This is a genomic window from Klebsiella sp. CN_Kp106 (genome assembly GCF_040064575.1).
GTDB classification, from domain to species: domain Bacteria; phylum Pseudomonadota; class Gammaproteobacteria; order Enterobacterales; family Enterobacteriaceae; genus Klebsiella; species Klebsiella michiganensis.
Map to the genome: position 1 here is coordinate 65,136 of NZ_JBEAIG010000070.1, position 18,544 is coordinate 83,679.

16 protein-coding genes are annotated in these 18,544 nt (G+C 56.6%); 4 read left to right on the forward strand and 12 right to left on the reverse strand.

What is annotated here, in order from left to right; translation table 11 throughout:
* Nucleotides 1-3 precede the first annotated feature (3 nt).
* The 5 genes from yciH to pgpB all read right to left on the reverse strand — a co-directional run bounded on the left by yciH (nt 4) and on the right by pgpB (nt 3,647).
* A complete protein-coding gene (gene yciH / locus ABLU96_RS24995; RefSeq protein ID WP_014229017.1) occupies nt 4-330 on the reverse strand; it encodes a stress response translation initiation inhibitor YciH in 327 nt (108 codons plus the stop codon).
* A complete protein-coding gene (gene pyrF / locus ABLU96_RS25000) occupies nt 330-1,067 on the reverse strand; it encodes an orotidine-5'-phosphate decarboxylase (RefSeq protein ID WP_014229016.1) in 738 nt (245 codons plus the stop codon). Before pyrF ends, yciH begins: the two co-directional genes overlap by 1 nt.
* Nucleotides 1,068-1,259: 192 nt before the next feature.
* A complete protein-coding gene (gene lapB, locus ABLU96_RS25005) occupies nt 1,260-2,429 on the reverse strand; it encodes a lipopolysaccharide assembly protein LapB (protein WP_004850164.1) in 1,170 nt (389 codons plus the stop codon).
* 6 nt (nt 2,430-2,435) lie between these two features.
* Nucleotides 2,436-2,744 carry a LapA family protein gene (locus tag ABLU96_RS25010; protein WP_014229014.1) on the reverse strand — a complete coding sequence of 103 codons (309 nt, stop codon included), beginning with the start codon at nt 2,742-2,744 and terminating at the stop codon, nt 2,436-2,438.
* Nucleotides 2,745-2,879: 135 nt separating this feature from the next.
* Nucleotides 2,880-3,647 carry a phosphatidylglycerophosphatase B gene (pgpB, locus tag ABLU96_RS25015; RefSeq protein ID WP_004850159.1) on the reverse strand — a complete coding sequence of 256 codons (768 nt, stop codon included), beginning with the start codon at nt 3,645-3,647 and terminating at the stop codon, nt 2,880-2,882.
* A 162-nt stretch (nt 3,648-3,809) separates the two neighbouring features.
* Here pgpB and ribA point away from each other — a divergent pair, with 162 nt between their 5' ends.
* A complete protein-coding gene (gene ribA / locus ABLU96_RS25020; protein ID WP_004121245.1) occupies nt 3,810-4,400 on the forward strand; it encodes a GTP cyclohydrolase II in 591 nt (196 codons plus the stop codon).
* Between the two features lie 57 nt (nt 4,401-4,457).
* Here ribA and acnA read toward each other — a convergent pair whose 3' ends face one another.
* The 4 genes from acnA to topA form a co-directional block, all read right to left on the reverse strand.
* The gene (acnA, locus tag ABLU96_RS25025; RefSeq protein WP_025106987.1) at nt 4,458-7,130 is read right to left on the reverse strand and encodes an aconitate hydratase AcnA; all 2,673 of its coding nucleotides are present in this window, start codon (nt 7,128-7,130) and stop codon (nt 4,458-4,460) included.
* 395 nt (nt 7,131-7,525) lie between these two features.
* Nucleotides 7,526-7,693 carry a YmiA family putative membrane protein gene (locus ABLU96_RS25030; protein ID WP_004121247.1) on the reverse strand — a complete coding sequence of 56 codons (168 nt, stop codon included), beginning with the start codon at nt 7,691-7,693 and terminating at the stop codon, nt 7,526-7,528.
* Between the two features lie 245 nt (nt 7,694-7,938).
* Complete coding sequence (gene cysB / locus ABLU96_RS25035; protein ID WP_004121248.1) at nt 7,939-8,913, reverse strand: HTH-type transcriptional regulator CysB; 975 nt, start codon at nt 8,911-8,913, stop codon at nt 7,939-7,941.
* Between the two features lie 331 nt (nt 8,914-9,244).
* On the reverse strand, nt 9,245-11,842 hold the full coding sequence (gene topA / locus ABLU96_RS25040; RefSeq protein ID WP_014229012.1) for a type I DNA topoisomerase: 2,598 nt from the start codon (nt 11,840-11,842) through the stop codon (nt 9,245-9,247).
* Between the two features lie 410 nt (nt 11,843-12,252).
* On the opposite strand from topA, the gene ABLU96_RS25045 reads away from it, so the two are divergent.
* Nucleotides 12,253-12,504: a YciN family protein gene (locus ABLU96_RS25045; RefSeq protein ID WP_004101388.1), complete on the forward strand. Its 252-nt coding sequence runs from the start codon at nt 12,253-12,255 to the stop codon at nt 12,502-12,504.
* Nucleotides 12,505-12,559: 55 nt separating this feature from the next.
* Here the strand turns inward: ABLU96_RS25045 and sohB are convergent, their stop codons facing one another.
* Complete coding sequence (gene sohB / locus ABLU96_RS25050; RefSeq protein ID WP_048261841.1) at nt 12,560-13,606, reverse strand: protease SohB; 1,047 nt, start codon at nt 13,604-13,606, stop codon at nt 12,560-12,562.
* A gap of 254 nt (nt 13,607-13,860) precedes the next feature.
* Here sohB and ABLU96_RS25055 point away from each other — a divergent pair, with 254 nt between their 5' ends.
* Both ABLU96_RS25055 and cobO read left to right on the forward strand, forming a co-directional pair.
* Entirely contained in the window at nt 13,861-14,622 is a 762-nt protein-coding gene (locus tag ABLU96_RS25055) for a YciK family oxidoreductase (RefSeq protein ID WP_048261840.1), read from the forward strand.
* Nucleotides 14,619-15,209, forward strand: a complete 591-nt coding sequence (gene cobO / locus ABLU96_RS25060; RefSeq protein ID WP_004850148.1) for a cob(I)yrinic acid a,c-diamide adenosyltransferase — start codon at nt 14,619-14,621, stop codon at nt 15,207-15,209. Before ABLU96_RS25055 ends, cobO begins: the two co-directional genes overlap by 4 nt.
* On the opposite strand, the gene ABLU96_RS25065 is transcribed toward cobO, so the two are convergent.
* Both ABLU96_RS25065 and ABLU96_RS25070 read right to left on the reverse strand, forming a co-directional pair.
* Nucleotides 15,181-16,155: an AraC family transcriptional regulator gene (locus tag ABLU96_RS25065; RefSeq protein WP_048261838.1), complete on the reverse strand. Its 975-nt coding sequence runs from the start codon at nt 16,153-16,155 to the stop codon at nt 15,181-15,183. The two genes, cobO and ABLU96_RS25065, sit on opposite strands and share 29 nt — an antisense overlap.
* 13 nt (nt 16,156-16,168) lie before the next feature.
* Nucleotides 16,169-18,529, reverse strand: a complete 2,361-nt coding sequence (locus ABLU96_RS25070; RefSeq protein WP_032749451.1) for a glycoside hydrolase family 3 C-terminal domain-containing protein — start codon at nt 18,527-18,529, stop codon at nt 16,169-16,171.
* Nucleotides 18,530-18,544: the final 15 nt, after the last annotated feature.

Here is an 18,544-nt window from a genome sequence, read left to right on the forward strand (position 1 = left end):
TAATCAACCGCCAGCCAGCTTAACCTTCATGCCTTTGGCTTCCAGAAGCGATTTGAGCAAGTCACGCTTATCGCCCTGAATCTCAATCACGCCATCTTTTACCGCCCCGCCGCAGCCGCATTTCTTTTTCAGCTCGGCAGCCAGCTTAGCCAGCGCGTCGTCACTTTCATCTATTCCGCTAATCAGACACACGCCCTTCCCCTTGCGCCCGCTGGTCTGGCGCTGGATACGTACGATACCGTCCCCTTTCGGACGCGCCTGTACCGCTTTGGGCTCATCAATACGACCGCTGTCCGTTGAATAAACCAGACGACTGTTGGAGTCGCTCATCATACCCCCTTATTCAACGATGCGTTGATACCGCGCAGGGTGGCGGCCGGATCGGCAGACTGCGTTACCGGACGACCGATCACCATGTAATCTACCCCCGCCGCCTGCGCCTGTTCCGGCGTCATAATGCGCCGCTGGTCACCCGCGTCGCTACCTTGCGGACGAATGCCAGGCGTCACCAGCTTGAACGCCTGGCCCAGCTCTTGTTTAAAGCGAACCGCCTCCTGCGCCGAACAGACAACGCCATCCAGCCCGCAGCGCTGGGTCAGCGCCGCCAGCTTCGCGGCGTGGTCCGCCGGAGATAGCGTAATGCCCAGATCCTGCAGATCGCTGGCTTCCATGCTGGTTAACACCGTTACCGCAATTAATAGCGGCGCATCTTTTCCGAAGGGCAGCAGGGCCTCACGTGCGGCGGTCATCATACGCGCGCCGCCGGAGGCATGAACGTTAACCATCCAGACGCCAAGCTCTGCCGCTGCGGCGACCGCACGCGCCGTGGTATTCGGGATATCGTGAAACTTTAGATCGAGGAAAATCTCAAAACCGCGCTGGTGCAGGTCGCGAACAAACTGCGGCCCCAGCAGGGTGAACATCTCTTTACCAACCTTGAGCCGGCAGTCGCGCGGGTCGATACGGTCGACAAACGCCAGCGCTTTATCACGGTTATCATAATCGAGAGCAACGACGATGGGAGAGGATGTGACAACGCGGGAAGAAGATGTAGCAGTAGACGTCATGACCGGACCTTAATTGTTGATGAGCGCCGGTTCGGCGCAAAAAAGGTAAACGGGCAGCATTCTACCTGCGATAAGCCGAAAATAACAGGCTGCATTTCCCTCCCTGCCGGACGCCTTAATAGCCGTAGCCGGAGGAGACGGACATAATAATCCATAAGTATGTTGTAACTAAAGTGCGGCTTTTTTTTAAAATTACTGCCCGTCGAGTCCGCGAATGGGCTTAATGGTTGACCACGACCGGCAGGATGGACAGTGCCAGTACAGCGTATGGGCGGTAAAGCCGCATTTCTGGCAGCGGTAGCGCGGCTTGCTGCGGACCTGCTCGCCCACCATGTGGCGCAGCACCCCCAGGCTCTCCTTCGCGCGCCCCTCTTCGGCTTCATTGATGTGGTAATCAATTAGCTTATGGAAAACGCGCATCGTCGGATGGCGCTCCAGCTGGCGAGTCACGTAGTTTTGCGCGGCGTCAACCCCTTCCCGCTGTTCGAGGATCTGCGCCAGCATCAGATCGGCCGTCGCGCCGGTATTTTCCTCCGCGCAGCGGCGCAAAAATGCTTCCCACTCGTCGGTTTTCCCTAACTGCTGGTAACAGGTTTGCAGCATCTCCAGGGTTTCACCCACCAGTTCTTTATCCTGCTCAATCACCCGCTCCAGGCTCTCTACCGCCTTGGCATAGTCGCCCTTCTCCATCCATACCCGACCCATCATGATGGAGACGCGAGCGCTGTTGCGATCTGCCGCGGCGCCTTTTTTCAGCAGCGCCATCGCCTTATCCAGATCGTTGCCCGCCATTTGCTGCAGCGCCAATTCACACCAGAAATTGGCGATTTCGCCGCGATGTTTCTCTTTCCCCAGCTTAACCAGACGCTCGGCCACTTCTATCGCCGACTGCCAGTCGCTGGTTGCCTGATAAATTTGCAGCAGCTGCTGCAGGGCGCTCAGGCGAAAATCCGTTTCATCCACCAGCTGTTTGAACATCCCCTCCGCCCGATCGTAGAGCCCGGCGGCCATATAATCGCGCCCCAGCTGCTGAACCGCCAGCAGGCGCTGGTCGTAAGTCAGCGAGGCGCTTTCCATTAAGCTCTGGTGGATGCGGATAGCGCGGTCAACTTCACCGCGCGAGCGGAACAGGTTGCCCAGCGTCAGATGGGCTTCGACGGTGCCGGTATCCTCTTTCAGCATATCGAGGAACAGATCGACGGCTTTATCCTGCTGATTGCTCAGCAGGAAGTTGACCCCTGTAACGTAGTCACGCGACAGACGGCTCGCATCGTCCTGTTTGGACTGTTGTGCACTTCTGCGCCCCATGTACCAGCCATACGCTGCGGCAACGGGCAAAAGCAGAAACAACAACTCCAGCATAAATGATTATTCCTTCACCGCAGGAACACCGGCTTCCGCAGGCGTAGCGCTGGCTGGCGCGATCTGATGCTCCAGACGCTTAATTTTACGCTCAGCGCGCGCCAAAGAGACGCGAACGCGCAGCCAGAAAAGACCGCAGATCAGCCAGCCGATAGCAAAACCGGCAGCAAAAAGCACGGCCAGCAGCGTCGAAATACGGAACTCACCCTGCGCGAGGAGATAGTTGAACGTGACCACCTGGTCATTCTGCGCGCCCAGCGTCACTGAAATGACGAAGATGGCTAACACCAGTAAGAAAATAAGAAAATATTTCACATGACTTCCCGTTCTGTGGGTTGCGCGAAAAAATCCCGCGTTCAGCCCTATAAAGTACCATTTTCGCCGCAGCGGTGAAATGGAAATGCATGACACCAGTACAGGATATGCGGCCTGACAGGGGTAATATCAACATTATTCCGGCGCTGCCGCCCTTTTTTTAATATCCTGCGCCTCTTCTCCCGGCGGCGATAGCGGGCCGCAGAACCGCTGGGCAAGCCAGGTCGCCAGGGTCACCAGTAGCCAGGAAATCAGCGTTGCGACGATCAGATCCTGCGGCCAGTGCATGCCCAGCGCCAGGCGGCTGCCCATCACCGCCGTCGCCCACGTTAGCAGCAGCGCCAGGGTGACCCAGCGACGCCGCGGCCACAGCAAACCAACGCCGAGCAGCGCCCAGCTGGCAGCGAACATCGTATGGCCAGATGGGAAAGCGAAGCCGGTCTCTTTTTGCCAGTGCTTGCGCAAAAATCCGGGGATTTGCTGCTCTTGCGCCAGCTGCTCATGCACCAGTTTAGCGCGTTCTTTGCGTTTCAACGCGTAGAATTGCGTGACCGGCACCTGCTGCGTCTGCTCCAGCCAGATGACAAAGGGACGAGGCTCCTGGACGCGGCTTTTAATCCACGTCTTCATTCCCTGCCCAACCAGTATCGCTGCGGCCAGAATGAGAAACAGCATTATCGCCGCTCGCAGACGAAAACGCAGGCACCACAGAAACCAGGCGCATAAGATAACGTGCGTAATGATGCCCCATGGCTGCGTCACCGTTTCGGTCACCCAGTACAGCAGCTTCATCGTCCCTGCCGACAGCCCGGGATGCCATTTCCAGCCCGAAATCCAGATCGCAGCAGGCATGATTAATAACAGGGCCGCGCCAACGGCGGTTCGTCTGGCAATCAACAGCATCTCGTCTCCTTATTCATTAACCTCAATATCATAACGGAAAGTAGTTCGTTTGTGCGCTTTGCGCGCAGCTAACCCTACGCAATTAGGAGAACGTCGCGCCATTGTGGCAAAATAGCGGCAAACAGAAGCACAGTCAGGTGCTGATAGAATCTGGAGAATCACATGCAGCTTAAACGTGTGGCAGAAGCCAAACTGCCAACCCCATGGGGCGATTTTCTCATGGTGGGTTTTGAAGAACTGGCAACCGGGCAGGATCACGTCGCGCTGGTATTTGGCGATATTTCGGGGCAATCCCCGGTTCTGGCTCGCGTACACTCTGAGTGTTTAACGGGCGACGCCCTTTTTAGCCTGCGCTGTGATTGCGGATTTCAACTGGAAGCGGCGTTGTCGCATATTGCCGAAGAGGGGCGCGGCATTCTGCTGTATCACCGCCAGGAAGGGCGCAATATCGGTCTGCTGAACAAAATCCGCGCCTACGCGTTACAGGATCAAGGCTATGACACCGTGGAAGCCAACCATCAGCTGGGCTTTGCCGCCGATGAACGCGACTTCACGCTGTGCGCAGATATGTTTAAGCTGCTCAACGTCGACCAGGTACGCCTGTTGACCAACAACCCGAAGAAGGTCGAAATTCTGACTGAAGCGGGAATTAACATTGTGGAACGCGTGCCGCTGATTGTGGGGCGAAACCCGAAAAATGCCCACTATCTGGATACTAAGGCTGCCAAAATGGGGCACCTGCTGAGCAAGTAATTCCGTTGAAAAATGAAGGGCCAGCCTGTGCTGGCCCTTTTTATATCAGACGCGGGTTTACAGCATATTGCGGATCACATAGTGCAAAATACCGTCGTTCTGATAGTAGGTCAGCTCAGTCGCGGTATCGATGCGGCAGCGGCACTCAATCACTTCCTGCCGGCCATCAGCGCGCGTCAGCGTGACCGGCACCGTCATACCGGGCTGCAGAGCCTGCAGGTTGCTGATATCTATCCGCTCCTCGCCGCTCAGTCCCAGCGTTTTACGCGTCACCCCCTGCGGGAATTCCAGCGGTAAAATCCCCATCCCAATCAGGTTGGAGCGGTGGATGCGCTCGAAAGACTCGGCAATCACCACCCTGACGCCGAGCAAACGCGGTCCTTTAGCCGCCCAGTCGCGGCTGGAGCCGGAACCGTACTCTTTGCCTGCGATCACCGCCAGCGGCGTGCCCTCCGCTTTGTAGAGCATAGCGGCATCGTAAATAGCGATGGGTTGGCTATCAGGAAGATGACGGGTCATCCCCCCTTCCACGCCGGGGACCATTTCGTTACGAATACGAATATTGGCAAACGTCCCGCGCATCATCACCTCATGGTTGCCGCGACGGGAGCCGTAGGAGTTAAAATCGATGCGTTCGACGCCGTGATTTTGCAGATAACGGCCCGCGGGGCTGTCGGCTTTAATGCTGCCCGCCGGGGAGATATGGTCGGTGGTAACCGAGTCGCCCAACATGGCCAGAATGCGCGCGCCGTGAATATCCTCTACCGGTTTAGGCTCAACGCCCATCTCATCAAAGAACGGCGACAGGCGAATGTAGGTGGAATCATCCTGCCAGTCGTAGGTATCAGAGCGATCCACTTTAATCGCCTTCCACTCGGCTGTCCCTTCAAACACTTCGGCGTACTCTTTACGGAACATCTCCGTTGAGACTTGCTCAACCGCCTGCGCGACTTCGATTCCGCTCGGCCAGATATCCTTCAGATACACCGGCTGACCATCTTTACCCGTCCCTAACGGCTCACGGGTCAGGTCGAGATTCATATTCCCCGCCAGGGCGTAGGCAACCACCAGCGGCGGCGACGCCAGCCAGTTGGTTTTTACCAGCGGATGAATACGTCCTTCAAAGTTGCGGTTCCCGGAGAGCACAGCCCCGACGGTCAGATCGCCCTGCTTGATTGCGCGCTCGATCGGGTCCGGCAGCGGTCCGGAGTTACCGATGCAGGTGGTACAGCCATAGCCGACCAGATTGAAGCCCAGTTCATCAAGATACGGCGTCAGCTTTGCGTGGGCCAGATAGTCGGAAACGACCTTCGACCCGGGAGCCAGCGACGCTTTAACCCACGGCTGCGGTTTCAGCCCCCGCTCAACGGCTTTTTTGGCCAGCAAGCCGGCGGCCATCAGGACGCTGGGGTTCGACGTGTTAGTACAGGAGGTAATGGCGGCAATCACCACCGCGCCGTCAGGCAGCGAATACTGCTGTCCGTTCAGCGTGTAGTCAATTGGCCGTTTATCTTTCTGCGCGTGATTAACTTCCAGCTCGGTGCTGGCGGCAAAGGCCTGGGGCACATCGCCGAGCGCTACGCGGTCCTGCGGGCGTTTCGGCCCGGCCAGGCTGGCTTCAACGGTTCCCATATCCAGCGCCAGCGTGCTGGTGAATACCGGTTCATCTCCGGGCTGACGCCACATACCCTGCGCTTTCGCATAGGCCTCTACCAGCGCCACCTGCTCTTCGCTGCGGCCGGTCAGACGCATATAGTCAAGCGTTACCGCATCGATCGGGAAAAAGCCGCAGGTCGCGCCATACTCCGGCGACATATTGGCAATCGTCGCGCGGTCCGCCAGCGGCAGAGAATCGAGGCCATCGCCGTAGAATTCAACAAACTTACCCACAACGCCGTGTTTACGCAGCATTTGGGTGACCGTCAGGACCAGGTCCGTCGCGGTAATGCCTTCACGCAGCTTGCCGCTCAGCTTGAAGCCAACAACGTCCGGGATCAGCATGGAAACCGGCTGACCGAGCATGGCGGCTTCCGCTTCGATACCGCCGACGCCCCAGCCCAGAACGCCTAAACCGTTAATCATCGTGGTATGGGAATCGGTGCCGACCAGGGTGTCGGGGAAAGCCACCCACTCGCCGTTTTGCTGTTCGCTCCACACCGCCCGGCCAAGGTATTCGAGGTTTACCTGGTGGCAAATACCGGTACCCGGCGGTACTACGCTGAAGCGGCTGAAAGCCTGTTGTCCCCAACGTAAGAAGACATAGCGCTCATGGTTACGCTCCATCTCAAGCCGGACGTTTTCTTCAAAGGCATCATCATCGCCGAAACGGTCTACCGTAACCGAATGGTCAATGACCAGGTCGACAGGAGAAAGCGGGTTCACTTTGGCGGTATCGCCGCCCAGGCGTTTGACCGCTTCGCGCATCGCCGCCAGGTCCACCACGGCAGGAACCCCGGTAAAGTCCTGCATCAGGACGCGCGCCGGACGGTAGGCAATCTCCCTGTCGGCATGGGCATGCTTCAGCCATCCGGCCAGGGCATGAATATCTTCAGCGGTCACGGAATCGCCGTCCTGCCAGCGCAGCAGGTTTTCCAGTAGCACTTTGAGCGATTTGGGCAAGCGCGAGAGATCGCCCAGTTGTTTAGCGGCCAGCGGTAAGCTGTAGTAATGCCAGGTTTTATCTTTAACCTGGAGCGTATCCTTACTGGCTGCTCGTAGGGTTGACGACATAGCTCCTCCTTTACCTTAGGGATAGCATCCCCTGATCCTCCTCAGGGTCATTATTAAAGATAACACATCTTTGATGTAACATTTTGATAACAACCCAAATTGCTAAAATAGGCGTAACGCATTAAGACAGGAAATTTGAATAATGAGGGCGGATATATTGAGAAGGATTGAAGAAGTCAGTTTTGCGTCGGCGAGCGCGTCGTATTAGTACACGAGTACAAAGAAAGACTAATCGCCATTATTCTGGCGATTAGTCCAATAGAGAAAATTTATCGAGCGAGTCTAAAAAGGGAAAAATTATATCCTCCTTATTACCGCTATTTTATCAGATACAAATAATTCTCAATAATTCACTTGTCATAAAACTGACATAACCGCTGTGACTGGAAGGTGCTCTAGCTTAGTAACCAAACGTTGCAGACAACCAGAGCAATGACGCTCCAGAACATCGCAAGCCCAAGGATAACGGCGCTCCAGGCCTTACTTCTCAAAACTGGATCTATCTCAGTCTTGTCACGTTCCTGTGACATCGCAAACTTCATATAATCGATATCACTAATCATTTTTTCACCACCAATCGCTAAGAATTACTAACCACAGATAAATCTTAATTATGGATTGGCTATTAATCCAGTGAATTCGCTTTTCAGCAGATATCTTTCATCATTAATTTGATCGCGGCAGGTATATTTGCAAATGTGGTACGAGGAGTTAACGAAAATTGTGATTCAGACGAGGTTTAGATATTCCATTTCAGGCCATTATAGGCTTTGGCATCCCCGAGAGGATGCCATTATTTTTTCTGTGGTTATTTTTCCGGTAATTTAATATCTTTGAACATCGCTTCAATATCTTCATTTGAGCGCAAAGCAACGGCGGTATCGACCACATCCCGGGTCAGATGCGGCGCAAATCGCTGAATAAAATCATACATATAGCTTCGCAAGAAGGTACTGCGACGGAAACCTATTTTCGTGGTGCTGTGGCTGAAAATACCATTGGCGTCCAGCTTCACCAGGTCCGGGTCGGAAACCGGATCCACCGCCATGCTGGCAATTACCCCTACCCCAAGGCCCAGACGCACATAGGTTTTAATCACATCGGCGTCGGTGGCGGTGAAAACGATGCGCGGCGTTAAGCCGGCGCGATTAAAGGCGGTATCCAGTTCGGAGCGGCCGGTGAAGCCGAAGGTATAAGTCACCAGCGGATATTGCGCCAGCTCCTCAATCGATACCGACTCTCGCGACGCCAGCGGATGCTCTGGCGTGACGACCACGGAGCGGTTCCAGTGGTAGCACGGCAGCATCACCAAATCATCATAAAGATGAAGCGCTTCGGTCGCGATAGCGAAGTCAGCATTGCCTTTCGACACCGCCTCGGCGATTTGCGTTGGCGACCCCTGATGCATGTGCAAGGAGACGCGGGGATAGCGTTCGATAAAGCCTTTGATAACGCCCGGTAGCGCGTAGCGGGCCTGGGTGTGGGTAGTTGCTACGTACAGCGACCCCTTATCAGGCCAGGTATGCTCACCCGCTACCGATTTGATCGCATCGACCTTCGACAGGACCTCGCGAGCGATGCGTATGATCTCCTGGCCTGCGGGCGTGACCTGGGTCAAATGTTTGCCGCTGCGGGCGAAAATCTGAATTCCCAGCTCATCCTCCAGCATGCGAACCTGCTTGCTGATGCCCGGCTGTGAGGTGTACAGGCCTTCGGCCGTGGAGGAGACGTTCAGATTATGGTTAACAACCTCAACGATATAGCGGAGCTGCTGTAGTTTCATGGCTGATATCCGATAGCACGTAAAATAAACCCGCTTAATACATTTTACGCTCAGGTCACTTGGCGGTGGACGGGCTAGCCCGAACCTCCCTGCGACTCGCCGTGTTGGCGCCACAACGTATCCTGATGACGGTGATGTATAAGACGATAAGATAATAAAAAAGGGATTAGCTATAACCACTATATCATTTATATCTACAGTGTATAGATACTAACAAAAAATAATAAGGCGGTTATAAGGCGAGAGGAGGAACAGAGTAATATCTTGGATATCAACAACATGTGATGTCAAAAAAGGGCCGCAGCGCGGCCCTTTTATCAGATGATAGCAGTTACTTCTTTGCTTCAGTCCATTTGCCATCTATATAGAAAGCTGACCAGCCGGTGGCTTTGCCGTCTTTCTCTGAGGCAACGTACTGCTGCTTAGTTTTACGGCTAAAACGCACCATCGTTTTGTTGCCTTCCGGATCCTGCTGCGGCGCATCGGCCAGATAGCGCAGCTTCTCCGCCAGGCGGTCGCGGAAGCGGTACAGCTCTTCCACGAGCGGCGCGCGGGTTTCGCGCGATTTCGGGAAGGTGTTGGCGGCCAGGAAGACGCCCGCCGCGCCATCGCGCAGAACAAAGTAAGCGTCCGATTTCTCGCACGGCAGCTCCGGCAGCGGCACCGGATCTTCTTTCGGCGGCGCCACTTCCCCGTTACGCAGGATCTTACGGGTGTTTTTACACTCGTCGTTGGTGCAGGCCATATACTTACCAAAACGCCCCATCTTCAGGTGCATTTCGGAGCCACATTTTTCACACTCAACGATCGGGCCGTCATAGCCCTTGATGCGGAACTCGCCCTCTTCGATCTCGTAGCCATCGCAGGTCGGGTTATTACCGCAGACGTGCAGCTTGCGCTTCGGATCGATGAGGTAGCTGTCCATCGCCGTGCCGCATTTTTTACAGCGGCGTTTAGCGCGCAGCGCGTTGGTTTCAGCGTCATCGCCTTCCAGCACGTTGAGCACTTCGTTTTCCGGCACCAGGTTAATGGTGGTTTTACAGCGCTCTTTTGGCGACAGCGCGTAGCCCGAGCAGCCGAGGAATACGCCGGTGCTGGCGGTACGGATCCCCATCTTGCGCCCGCAGGTTGGGCAGTCGATGGTGGTCAGCACCATTGGGTTCGGCTGCATGCCGCCCTCTTCCGGATCTTTCTCTGCCGTCTGCAGCTGCGAGGTAAAGTCTCCGAAGAAGCTGTCGAGGACCTGCTTCCACTCGGCCTGATGGTTAGCCACCTGGTCGAGGCGGTCTTCCATCTGCGCGGTGAAATCATAGTTCATCAGATCGCGGAAGTTCTCTTCCAGACGATCGGTGACGATTTCGCCCATCTTTTCCGCATAGAAGCGGCGGTTTTCCACCCGCACGTAGCCGCGATCCTGAATGGTCGAAATGATCGACGCATAGGTAGACGGACGACCGATGCCGCGTTTTTCCAGCTCTTTAACCAGCGAGGCTTCGCTAAAACGCGCCGGCGGCTTGGTAAAGTGCTGCGCAGGGGTCAGCTCGACCAGGCTCAGGCTGTCGCCCTTATTGACCATCGGTAAAGTACGGTCTTCATCGCCTTTACGCAGGGCTGGCATTACTTTGGTCCAGCCGTCAAAGCGCAGCGTACGGCCGCGGGCTTTCAGTTTGAAATCGCCGGCTTTCACCGTCAGCGTGGTGGAGTCGTACTGCGCAGGCGTCATCTGACAGGCGACAAACTGGCGCCAGATCAGCTGATACAGTTTCTGCGCATCAGATTCCATATCTTTTAACGTTTCGGCCAGCACGTTGACGTCGGATGGACGAATCGCCTCGTGCGCTTCCTGCGAGTTTTCTTTGCTGGCGTACTGATTCGCGCTCTCTGGCAGATATTTCTTACCGAAGTTGTCGCCAATGTAGCCGCGCACCATGCTCAGCGCGTCCTGGCTCAGGTTCGTCGAGTCGGTACGCATATAGGTAATGTGGCCCGCTTCGTAGAGACGCTGCGCCATCATCATGGTTTTCTTCACGCCGAAGCCAAGACGCGTGCTGGCGGCCTGCTGCAGCGTGGAGGTGATAAACGGCGCGCCCGGCTTGCTGCTGGTCGGCTTATCTTCACGCTCCAGCACGCTGTAGCTGGCTTTCTCAAGCAGCGCGACCGCCGCCATGGTTTCATCACGGTTTACCGGACGGAACGGCTTATCGCCGTTATGCGTGACCTGCAGCGGTAACGCATCGCCGCCAGGGGTCGTGGTGCTGGCGTCAACTTCCCAGTACTCTTCCGGAACGAACGCTTTAATTTCGCGCTCGCGCTCGACCACCAGACGCACCGCAACCGACTGGACGCGGCCTGCTGACAGACCGCGGGCAATTTTTTTCCACAGCAGTGGAGAGACCATGTAGCCCACCACGCGATCCATAAAACGGCGCGCCTGCTGAGCGTTGACACGGTCAATATTCAGTTCGCCCGGCTTTTCGAAAGCCTGACGAATCGCATTCTTCGTGATCTCGTTGAACACCACGCGGCTATAGCGCTGTTCATCACCGCCGATAACTTCCCGCAGGTGCCATGCGATGGCTTCCCCTTCGCGGTCAAGGTCGGTTGCGAGATAGATGTGGTCAGCTTTTTCCGCCAACTGTTTGAGTTCAGAAACGACCTTTTCTTTACCCGGGAGTATTTCATAGTGCGCATTCCAGTCATGCCACGGGTCCACGCCCATACGGTTGACCAGAGCGCCGCGTTCATCCTTCTTAGGCTTTTTAGCCCCTTTGGTGGAGGTAGAGTCGGCGCTCTTTTTGGAAGCTGAGCCACTGGTCGGCAAATCGCGGATATGACCGACGCTGGACTTAACCACGTAGTCATTACCCAGATACTTATTGATCGTTTTGGCTTTTGCCGGGGACTCAACGATAACGAGAGCTTTACCCATATTCACCTTTACCTAATTTGATTCATCCAGGAATACATCGCACATTGATTCACCATCCACTGGCGACACGTCACAACCTATGTTGCGTCGTTATCGATGGATATCAACCCCTTGCACCGGTTTCGCATCCATAAAACCAGATAGCTGAGTTTGCTGGCTTTTTCTCGCCAGGCGACATAGCACGAATAATTTTTGGCCGAATGTCAAGCAAATCTGTTGCCAGATCGCTGAAAGCGTCACACTGTACCTGATAAAATTCGTTACGCAACTTTATTAGCATGCAAAAGCAAATCCCGCCACTAAACTGATGTTTATTAGGCTTCTGCGATTACCCCTGCAAGATCAATGGAAAATTTGCCCCTCGCCGCCGCGCGGCGTAGACTAGCCGCGAAGAAACACAGGAGGCATTTATGCAAGGTACAACCCAACCCATCGATCGCCAGACGCTTCTGGAAAAAGCCAACAAACTCATTCGCGAACATGAAGATACGTTAGCCGGGATCGAGGCCACCGACGTCGTTCAGCGTAACGGCGTGCTGGTGTTCAGCGGCGAGTTCTATCTTGACGAGCAGGGTCTGCCAACGGCGAAGAGTACGGCGGTATTTAATATGTTTAAATACCTCGCACACGAGCTGTCTGATAAGTACCACCTGGCGGATTAACCGCTGCCTGCAGGGCCATGACAACAACGCGAGGCCGAAGCCTCGCGTTGTTTGTTTACATCAGCGGCTTTTGCCCGCGCTGCCACCAGCGCAGCAGAAGTTTATCGGCGCTTTCCGCCGCGCTGCCGGTAAACCGCTCGAGCATTTTCTTACGCTGCTGATAGCGCACGCTGATAACCTCGTGCTTATCCATCAGCCCCAGCAGAAGTTCATCGCTGGTTTCCACCGCGTCCACAAGTCCTTTTTCCAGCGCCTGAACGCCGTACCAGTGTTCACCCGTCGCTACCTGCTCGATATCCAGCCCGGGGCGCATCTGGTGGACAAAATCTTTGAATAGCCGATGAGTATCGTTGAGGTCTTCGCGAAATTTCTGCCGCCCTTCTTCGGTATTTTCACCCAGCATCGTCAGGGTGCGTTTGTACTGCCCGGCCGTATGCAGCTCAATGTCGATATCTTTATTTTTCAGGAAGCGATTGATGTTGGGAATTTGCGCCACAACGCCAATAGAGCCCAGGATAGCAAAGGGTGCACTGACGATTTTGTTCGCCACGCAGGCCATCATATAGCCGCCGCTGGCCGCGACTTTATCGACCGCGACCGTTAGCGGGATCTGCTTGTCGCGCAGGCGCTGCAGCTGTGAAGCCGCCAGGCCGTAACCGTGAACCACGCCGCCTGGGCTTTCAAGGCGAATGACGACCTGGTCGCGCGCTTTTGCCGCCGCCAGAACGGCGGTGATTTCTTCGCGCAGGCTGCTGACTTCATGGGCATCCATACTGCCTTTAAAATCCAGCACCCAAACGCGCGGTTTGACGTCCGGCTCCGGTGTGCCGAGCTTCGCCCGCGCCTTTGACGCCTTTGCTTCCTGCTTGAGCTTTTTCTTTTGCGCTTTATGCCACAGCTTCTGTTGCGGCCCATCGAGCAACGAAACCGCCAGCACTTCCTTCATCTCCTTATATTGCTCGCTAAGATTGGTGACCCGCAGCTCGCCGCGCTGTTTTTTGCGCTGAGTCAGGTTAACAATAATGGCGACGATAACCGCAATTGCGACAACGATGGTCGCGATTTTGGCCAAAAACAGGCCATATTGAGCAAGTAATTCCACGTTTTCACCTTGTGTAAACCGCTGACGTTGGCGCACAGTGTACATCAGCCGTCGGCGAGAAGTCTTTGTGCTTTGTGTCGCACGCGAGGCGCCTTCCTGTTTTTTTCAGCGACGATGAAATCGTTGCAAGATATTAATTCCGCGAAGAGTTTCCGCTTCGCCGATTGCAATAGCGGGCGCTTTCAGGCATAAAGCGCAAAAGTGAGATACCGAACAGCAAGCGCGATCGTCAGCAGATCGCCCGAGGAGTCGCCGTGCACTATCAACCGCAACGTCACCTGTTACAGGACCGCATCATCCTGGTTACCGGCGCCAGCGACGGCATTGGCCGTGAAGCCGCCCTGACCTATTCCCGCTATAGCGCCAGCGTTATCCTGGTCGGCCGCAACGAAGAAAAGCTGCGCAGCGTCGCGCACGAAATTCAGCAGGCGGGCGGCATTCCCGCCCGCTGGTTTACTCTCGACCTGTTAACCTGCACGCCGCAGGAGTGCCAGCAGCTGGCGCAGAAAATAGCCATCCACTACCCGCGCCTCGACGGGGTGCTGCACAACGCGGGTCTGTTGGGCGACGTGTGCCCGATGGATCAACAAAAGCCGGAAGTATGGCAGCAGGTGATGCAGGTGAACGTGAACGGCACCTTTATACTCACCCAGGCGCTGCTTCCTTTATTACTTAAATCCGAATCGGGTTCGCTGGTCTTTACCTCTTCCAGCGTCGGCCGCCAGGGACGCGCGAACTGGGGCGCTTACGCCGCGTCGAAATTCGCCACCGAGGGCATGATGCAGGTGCTGGCCGAGGAGTATCAGAACCGCCATCTGCGGGTCAACTGCATTAACCCAGGCGGCACCCGCACCAAAATGCGCGCCAATGCGTTCCCGACGGAAGATCCGCAAAAATTGAAAACCCCCGCTGATATCATGCCGGTTTACCTGTGGCTGATGGGCGACGACAGTCGTCGCAAAACGGGAATGACCTTTGACGCCCAGCCGGGCCGCAAACCAGGAATCGCACAATGAGTGATGAACGCCACCGCGAACGCCAGCAGCGGGTAAAAGATAAAGTTGACGCTCGCGTCGCCGCCGCGCAGGAAGAGCGCGGCATCGTGATCGTCTTTACCGGTAACGGTAAAGGCAAAACCACCGCCGCTTTTGGCACCGTCACCCGCGCCGTCGGGCACGGTAAAAAAGCCGCCGTCGTGCAGTTTATTAAAGGTACCTGGCCAAACGGCGAGCGCAACCTGCTTGAGCCGCACGGCGTTGAGTTTCAGGTGATGGCGACCGGTTTTACCTGGAATACGCAGGATCGCGAAAGCGATACAGCCGCCTGCCTCGCGGTCTGGGAGCACGGGCGCCGCATGCTGGCTGATGAAAGCCTCGACCTCGTTTTGCTGGACGAGCTAACCTACATGGTGGCTTATGATTACCTGCCGCTGGAAGAGGTGCTTACCGCGCTGCGCAACCGCCCGGCGCACCAGACGGTGATTATTACCGGCCGCGGCTGCCACCGTGAGATTACCGAACTGGCCGATACCGTCAGCGAGCTGCGCCCGGTGAAGCACGCCTTTGACGCCGGAATCAAAGCGCAGATGGGGATCGACTACTAGCCGCCAGCCGCTTGAGCAGCGCATGATTCAGCGGCAGGCACAGGCAATCCTCCCCCAGCGCCAGTTCGCTTTCGCGCATATTTTGCCGCGAGACGAAGCGCTTGCGGTATTCGGTTGGCGTGACGCCGCAGTATTTATTAAAGGCGGCGATCAGATACTTGTGTTCCTGAAAGCCGCAGCTGTGGCTAATCTCCGTGATCGGGGTGCGGGTATCGCGCAGCAGGGTGCGGGCTTTATTTAGCCGCACCAGCGTCAGATACTCTTTAAAATTATACCGGCTCACCTTTTTGAACAGCCGCGAGAACCAGGAGTAGCTCATCCCGCTATGGCAGGCGACCTCGCTCAGCGTCAGCGGCTGATCAAAGTGTTGATTGATAAAATCAATGCCTTTTTTGATCATCGCCTCGTCGCGCAGCGAGCTTTCGCCGCGTCGCGTCGGCTTTCCGGCGGAGACGACCGCATCCAGCAGCAGATAAATCGCCGCGATACGCTGAAATGGCGCGTGGTTATCGATCAGCTGTTCCAGTAGCCTCGCCAGCCGCTGGCGTACCTCGCTGTCTGCCGGAGAGTAAGGTCGTCCGCAGGTACTCCAGTCCAGCTGCGGCGAGGGATGAAGTTCATCAAACAGGCCGGGGGAAAACTGTACGGTGAGCAGCTGGCTGCCCGCCTCCTCGGCGCTCAGCGAATGGACCTCTTCGGCATTGATATACAGCATGTCTCCCTGCGCCAGCTCCAGGCTTTGCTGGCCGACGACGAGGGTAAATCGCCCCGCCAGCACGGTAATCAGCTCCGGAGCCGGATGCCAGTGAGGCTCGCAGTAGCGAACCTCCGCGGCAAACACGTTCAGCTTCTCCGCGTCAAAGGCAATCAGCTCGTAGCCGCTGTTCGCCGTTTGTCGTCCGCTCTGGGTGACCGAGCGAGGGTGAGTCACTGAAAAAGGAAACATGCGCACTCTCCTGTCATTGGCAATGATGAGCGCCGGCCAGCACGGCGTTAAGCTCGTCGCGTTCGATATCCAGCGCCAGGAATTCGGTCAGCGCAATCAGCAGCCCGCAGAACAGATCCGGCGCCAGGCGAATCAGTTTTTCACGCACCTGCTCCGCCGGCATCTGGCTCTTATCGGCAATCAGCTTCACTACGCGAGCAAAGGCCTCCGGCTGCTGGATCAGCTGTTGTAGAGAGTTATCATCGCGCAGCGGGACGTACCGCTGCGGACAATCTACCTCAATCTCCGCGATCAACGGCAGATCCCGGGATGAGGCGCCGACGCGAACCTGCCAGATGCCCGGCGTCACGACCCAATCACCCAGGCCCGGATGATAACAGGCCAGCTCGCCAATGGGCAGCTGCAGGCTCACGCGACGGGTCTCTCCGGCGGCCAGCGCCACTTTGCTGAACGCTTTTAATGACTGCACTTCGCGAATCAGCTCCCCCTTCGGCGCGCTAACGTACAGCTGGACGATCTCTTTGCCCGCATACTCTCCGCAGTTGGTCAGGTCGAACGACACGGTAAGCGTCTCGCCTGCACCTGCACGGCGGGCTGACAGCGCGATATTATCGTACGCAAACCGGGTATAGCTTAAGCCAAAGCCAAACGGAAACTGCGGTGTCATACGACGTTTATCATAATAGCGATAGCCGACAAAAAGCCCTTCTCCGTAATGATGACGCAGGTTTTCGCCCGGATAGTGCAGCCAGGCCGGCGTTTCCTCCAGGGAATTAGGTACCGTTACCGTCAGTTTGCCGCAGGGGTTACGCTGGCCGAAGAGGATTTCCGCCACCGCGCGCCCCATCCCTTGCCCGGCAAAGAACGTTTCCAGCAGCGCTTTGCACTCGCCGAGCCACGGCATCACCACCGCATCGCTATTCGCCAGCACCACCACGATATTCGGCTGGACCGTCGCCACTTCGCGAATTAACCGTTCGTGCACCGGCAGAATATGCAGATCCTGACGATCGCCGTTTTCGCCATCTTCACCTACGGCGGTGCTGACGAAGATCACCGCCACGTCGGCCTCCTGCGCGACGCGGCAGGCCTGCGCCAGCGCCTGTTCATCGCAGCGCAGATCGTCCGGCGCGCCCACGGCCCAGGAGACGCTGAAGTCATCGCCGGCGAGGTCAAAAATTTCATCCAGCGGCCGATCGAGCAGATACGGCACCGTGGTCGCGCATCCGGACCCCTGGATCACCGGCTCCTGAGCCGGTTTACCCAGCACCGCGACGCGCGGCGTTTTCTCCGGACGCAGCGGCAGCAGATTATCTTCATTTTTCAGCAAGACAATGGATTCACCGGCAAGCCGCTGCGCCAGCGCGTGGTGCGCCGTAAAATCGGCTCGCGTTTGCGGGCGGCGATGGCGCTGGACCTTGTCGAGCAGTTCCAGCATGCGGAGACAGGCGCGGTCCACCACCGCCATCGGCACCTCTCCGGCTTCAATCGCCGCCAGCAGAGTTTGTTTATCGCGGCGGGTTTCGGGCATCGCCAGATCGTTACCCGCCATCAGCGATGCGGGGCGATCTTTAATACCGTACCAGTCGGACATCACCAGCCCTTCATATCCCCACTCATCGCGCAAAACCTGAGTGAGCAAAAACGGATCCTGGGAGGTTTGCACGCCGTTAAGACGATTGTAGGAAGACATCACCGTCCACGGCCGGGATTTCGCAATCGCGCGCTGGAAACCCGCCAGATAGATTTCCCGCAGCGCCCGTTCTTCAATAATCGAATCCATTTCCGTGCGGCGGTACTCCGAGTTGTTCGCCGCAAAGTGTTTCAGGCTGGCGCCAACCCCCTCCTGCTGCAGGCCGTTGATCAGCGCAGCGGCAATATCGCCGCTGACCACCGGGTCTTCGGCGTAATATTCATAGCCTCGCCCGGCCAGCGGCGTACGGCGAATGTTAATCCCCGGCCCGAGCAGGATCCCGACGCCCATTTGCTGACACTCCCGCCCCAGCGCTTCCCCCATCTGATGCACCAGCTCCACGTCCCAGCTGCAGGCCAGGCTGGAACCATTAGGAAAGCAGGTCGCCGGTAGCGAAGTGCTGAATAGCGCCTCACTCCCCCCTTTCGCGGCGGGCTCTTCCGCGCTGGCCTGGTCTGCGGTTTGGGTGATGACCGAGATAAAATCATCCATGCTCCACTTTTCCCGGCCATCAATCTGCGCGCTGCTGTAGCGCACGCCGTAGGTGCCGTCGGTCATAATGATATCTTCGATACCGTGCTGCGGCAGCGAGGCCGTCCGCCACAGGCCGCTGCCGGTCAGCAGCGCCACTTTTTCTTCCGCGCTCATCGCGGCGAGGGTGGTGTTAAAATCGTTATTCATCTCTCTGGCTCCCTG

Excerpts from the sequence above, each read along its gene's own strand:
- ABLU96_RS25070 (WP_032749451.1), bottom strand. The coding sequence starts at position 18,529 with ATGAATAACGATTTTAACACCACCCTCGCCGCGATGAGCGCGGAAGAA.
- yciH (WP_014229017.1), bottom strand. The coding sequence starts at position 330 with ATGAGCGACTCCAACAGTCGTCTGGTTTATTCAACGGACAGCGGTCGT.
- acnA (WP_025106987.1), bottom strand. The coding sequence starts at position 7,130 with ATGTCGTCAACCCTACGAGCAGCCAGTAAGGATACGCTCCAGGTTAAA.
- topA (WP_014229012.1), bottom strand. The coding sequence starts at position 11,842 with ATGGGTAAAGCTCTCGTTATCGTTGAGTCCCCGGCAAAAGCCAAAACG.
- ABLU96_RS25030 (WP_004121247.1), bottom strand. The coding sequence starts at position 7,693 with ATGATTAGTGATATCGATTATATGAAGTTTGCGATGTCACAGGAACGT.
- cobO (WP_004850148.1), top strand. The coding sequence starts at position 14,619 with ATGAGTGATGAACGCCACCGCGAACGCCAGCAGCGGGTAAAAGATAAA.
- ABLU96_RS25065 (WP_048261838.1), bottom strand. The coding sequence starts at position 16,155 with ATGTTTCCTTTTTCAGTGACTCACCCTCGCTCGGTCACCCAGAGCGGA.
- lapB (WP_004850164.1), bottom strand. The coding sequence starts at position 2,429 with ATGCTGGAGTTGTTGTTTCTGCTTTTGCCCGTTGCCGCAGCGTATGGC.
- ribA (WP_004121245.1), top strand. The coding sequence starts at position 3,810 with ATGCAGCTTAAACGTGTGGCAGAAGCCAAACTGCCAACCCCATGGGGC.
- pyrF (WP_014229016.1), bottom strand. The coding sequence starts at position 1,067 with ATGACGTCTACTGCTACATCTTCTTCCCGCGTTGTCACATCCTCTCCC.
- ABLU96_RS25045 (WP_004101388.1), top strand. The coding sequence starts at position 12,253 with ATGCAAGGTACAACCCAACCCATCGATCGCCAGACGCTTCTGGAAAAA.
- pgpB (WP_004850159.1), bottom strand. The coding sequence starts at position 3,647 with ATGCTGTTGATTGCCAGACGAACCGCCGTTGGCGCGGCCCTGTTATTA.
- cysB (WP_004121248.1), bottom strand. The coding sequence starts at position 8,913 with ATGAAACTACAGCAGCTCCGCTATATCGTTGAGGTTGTTAACCATAAT.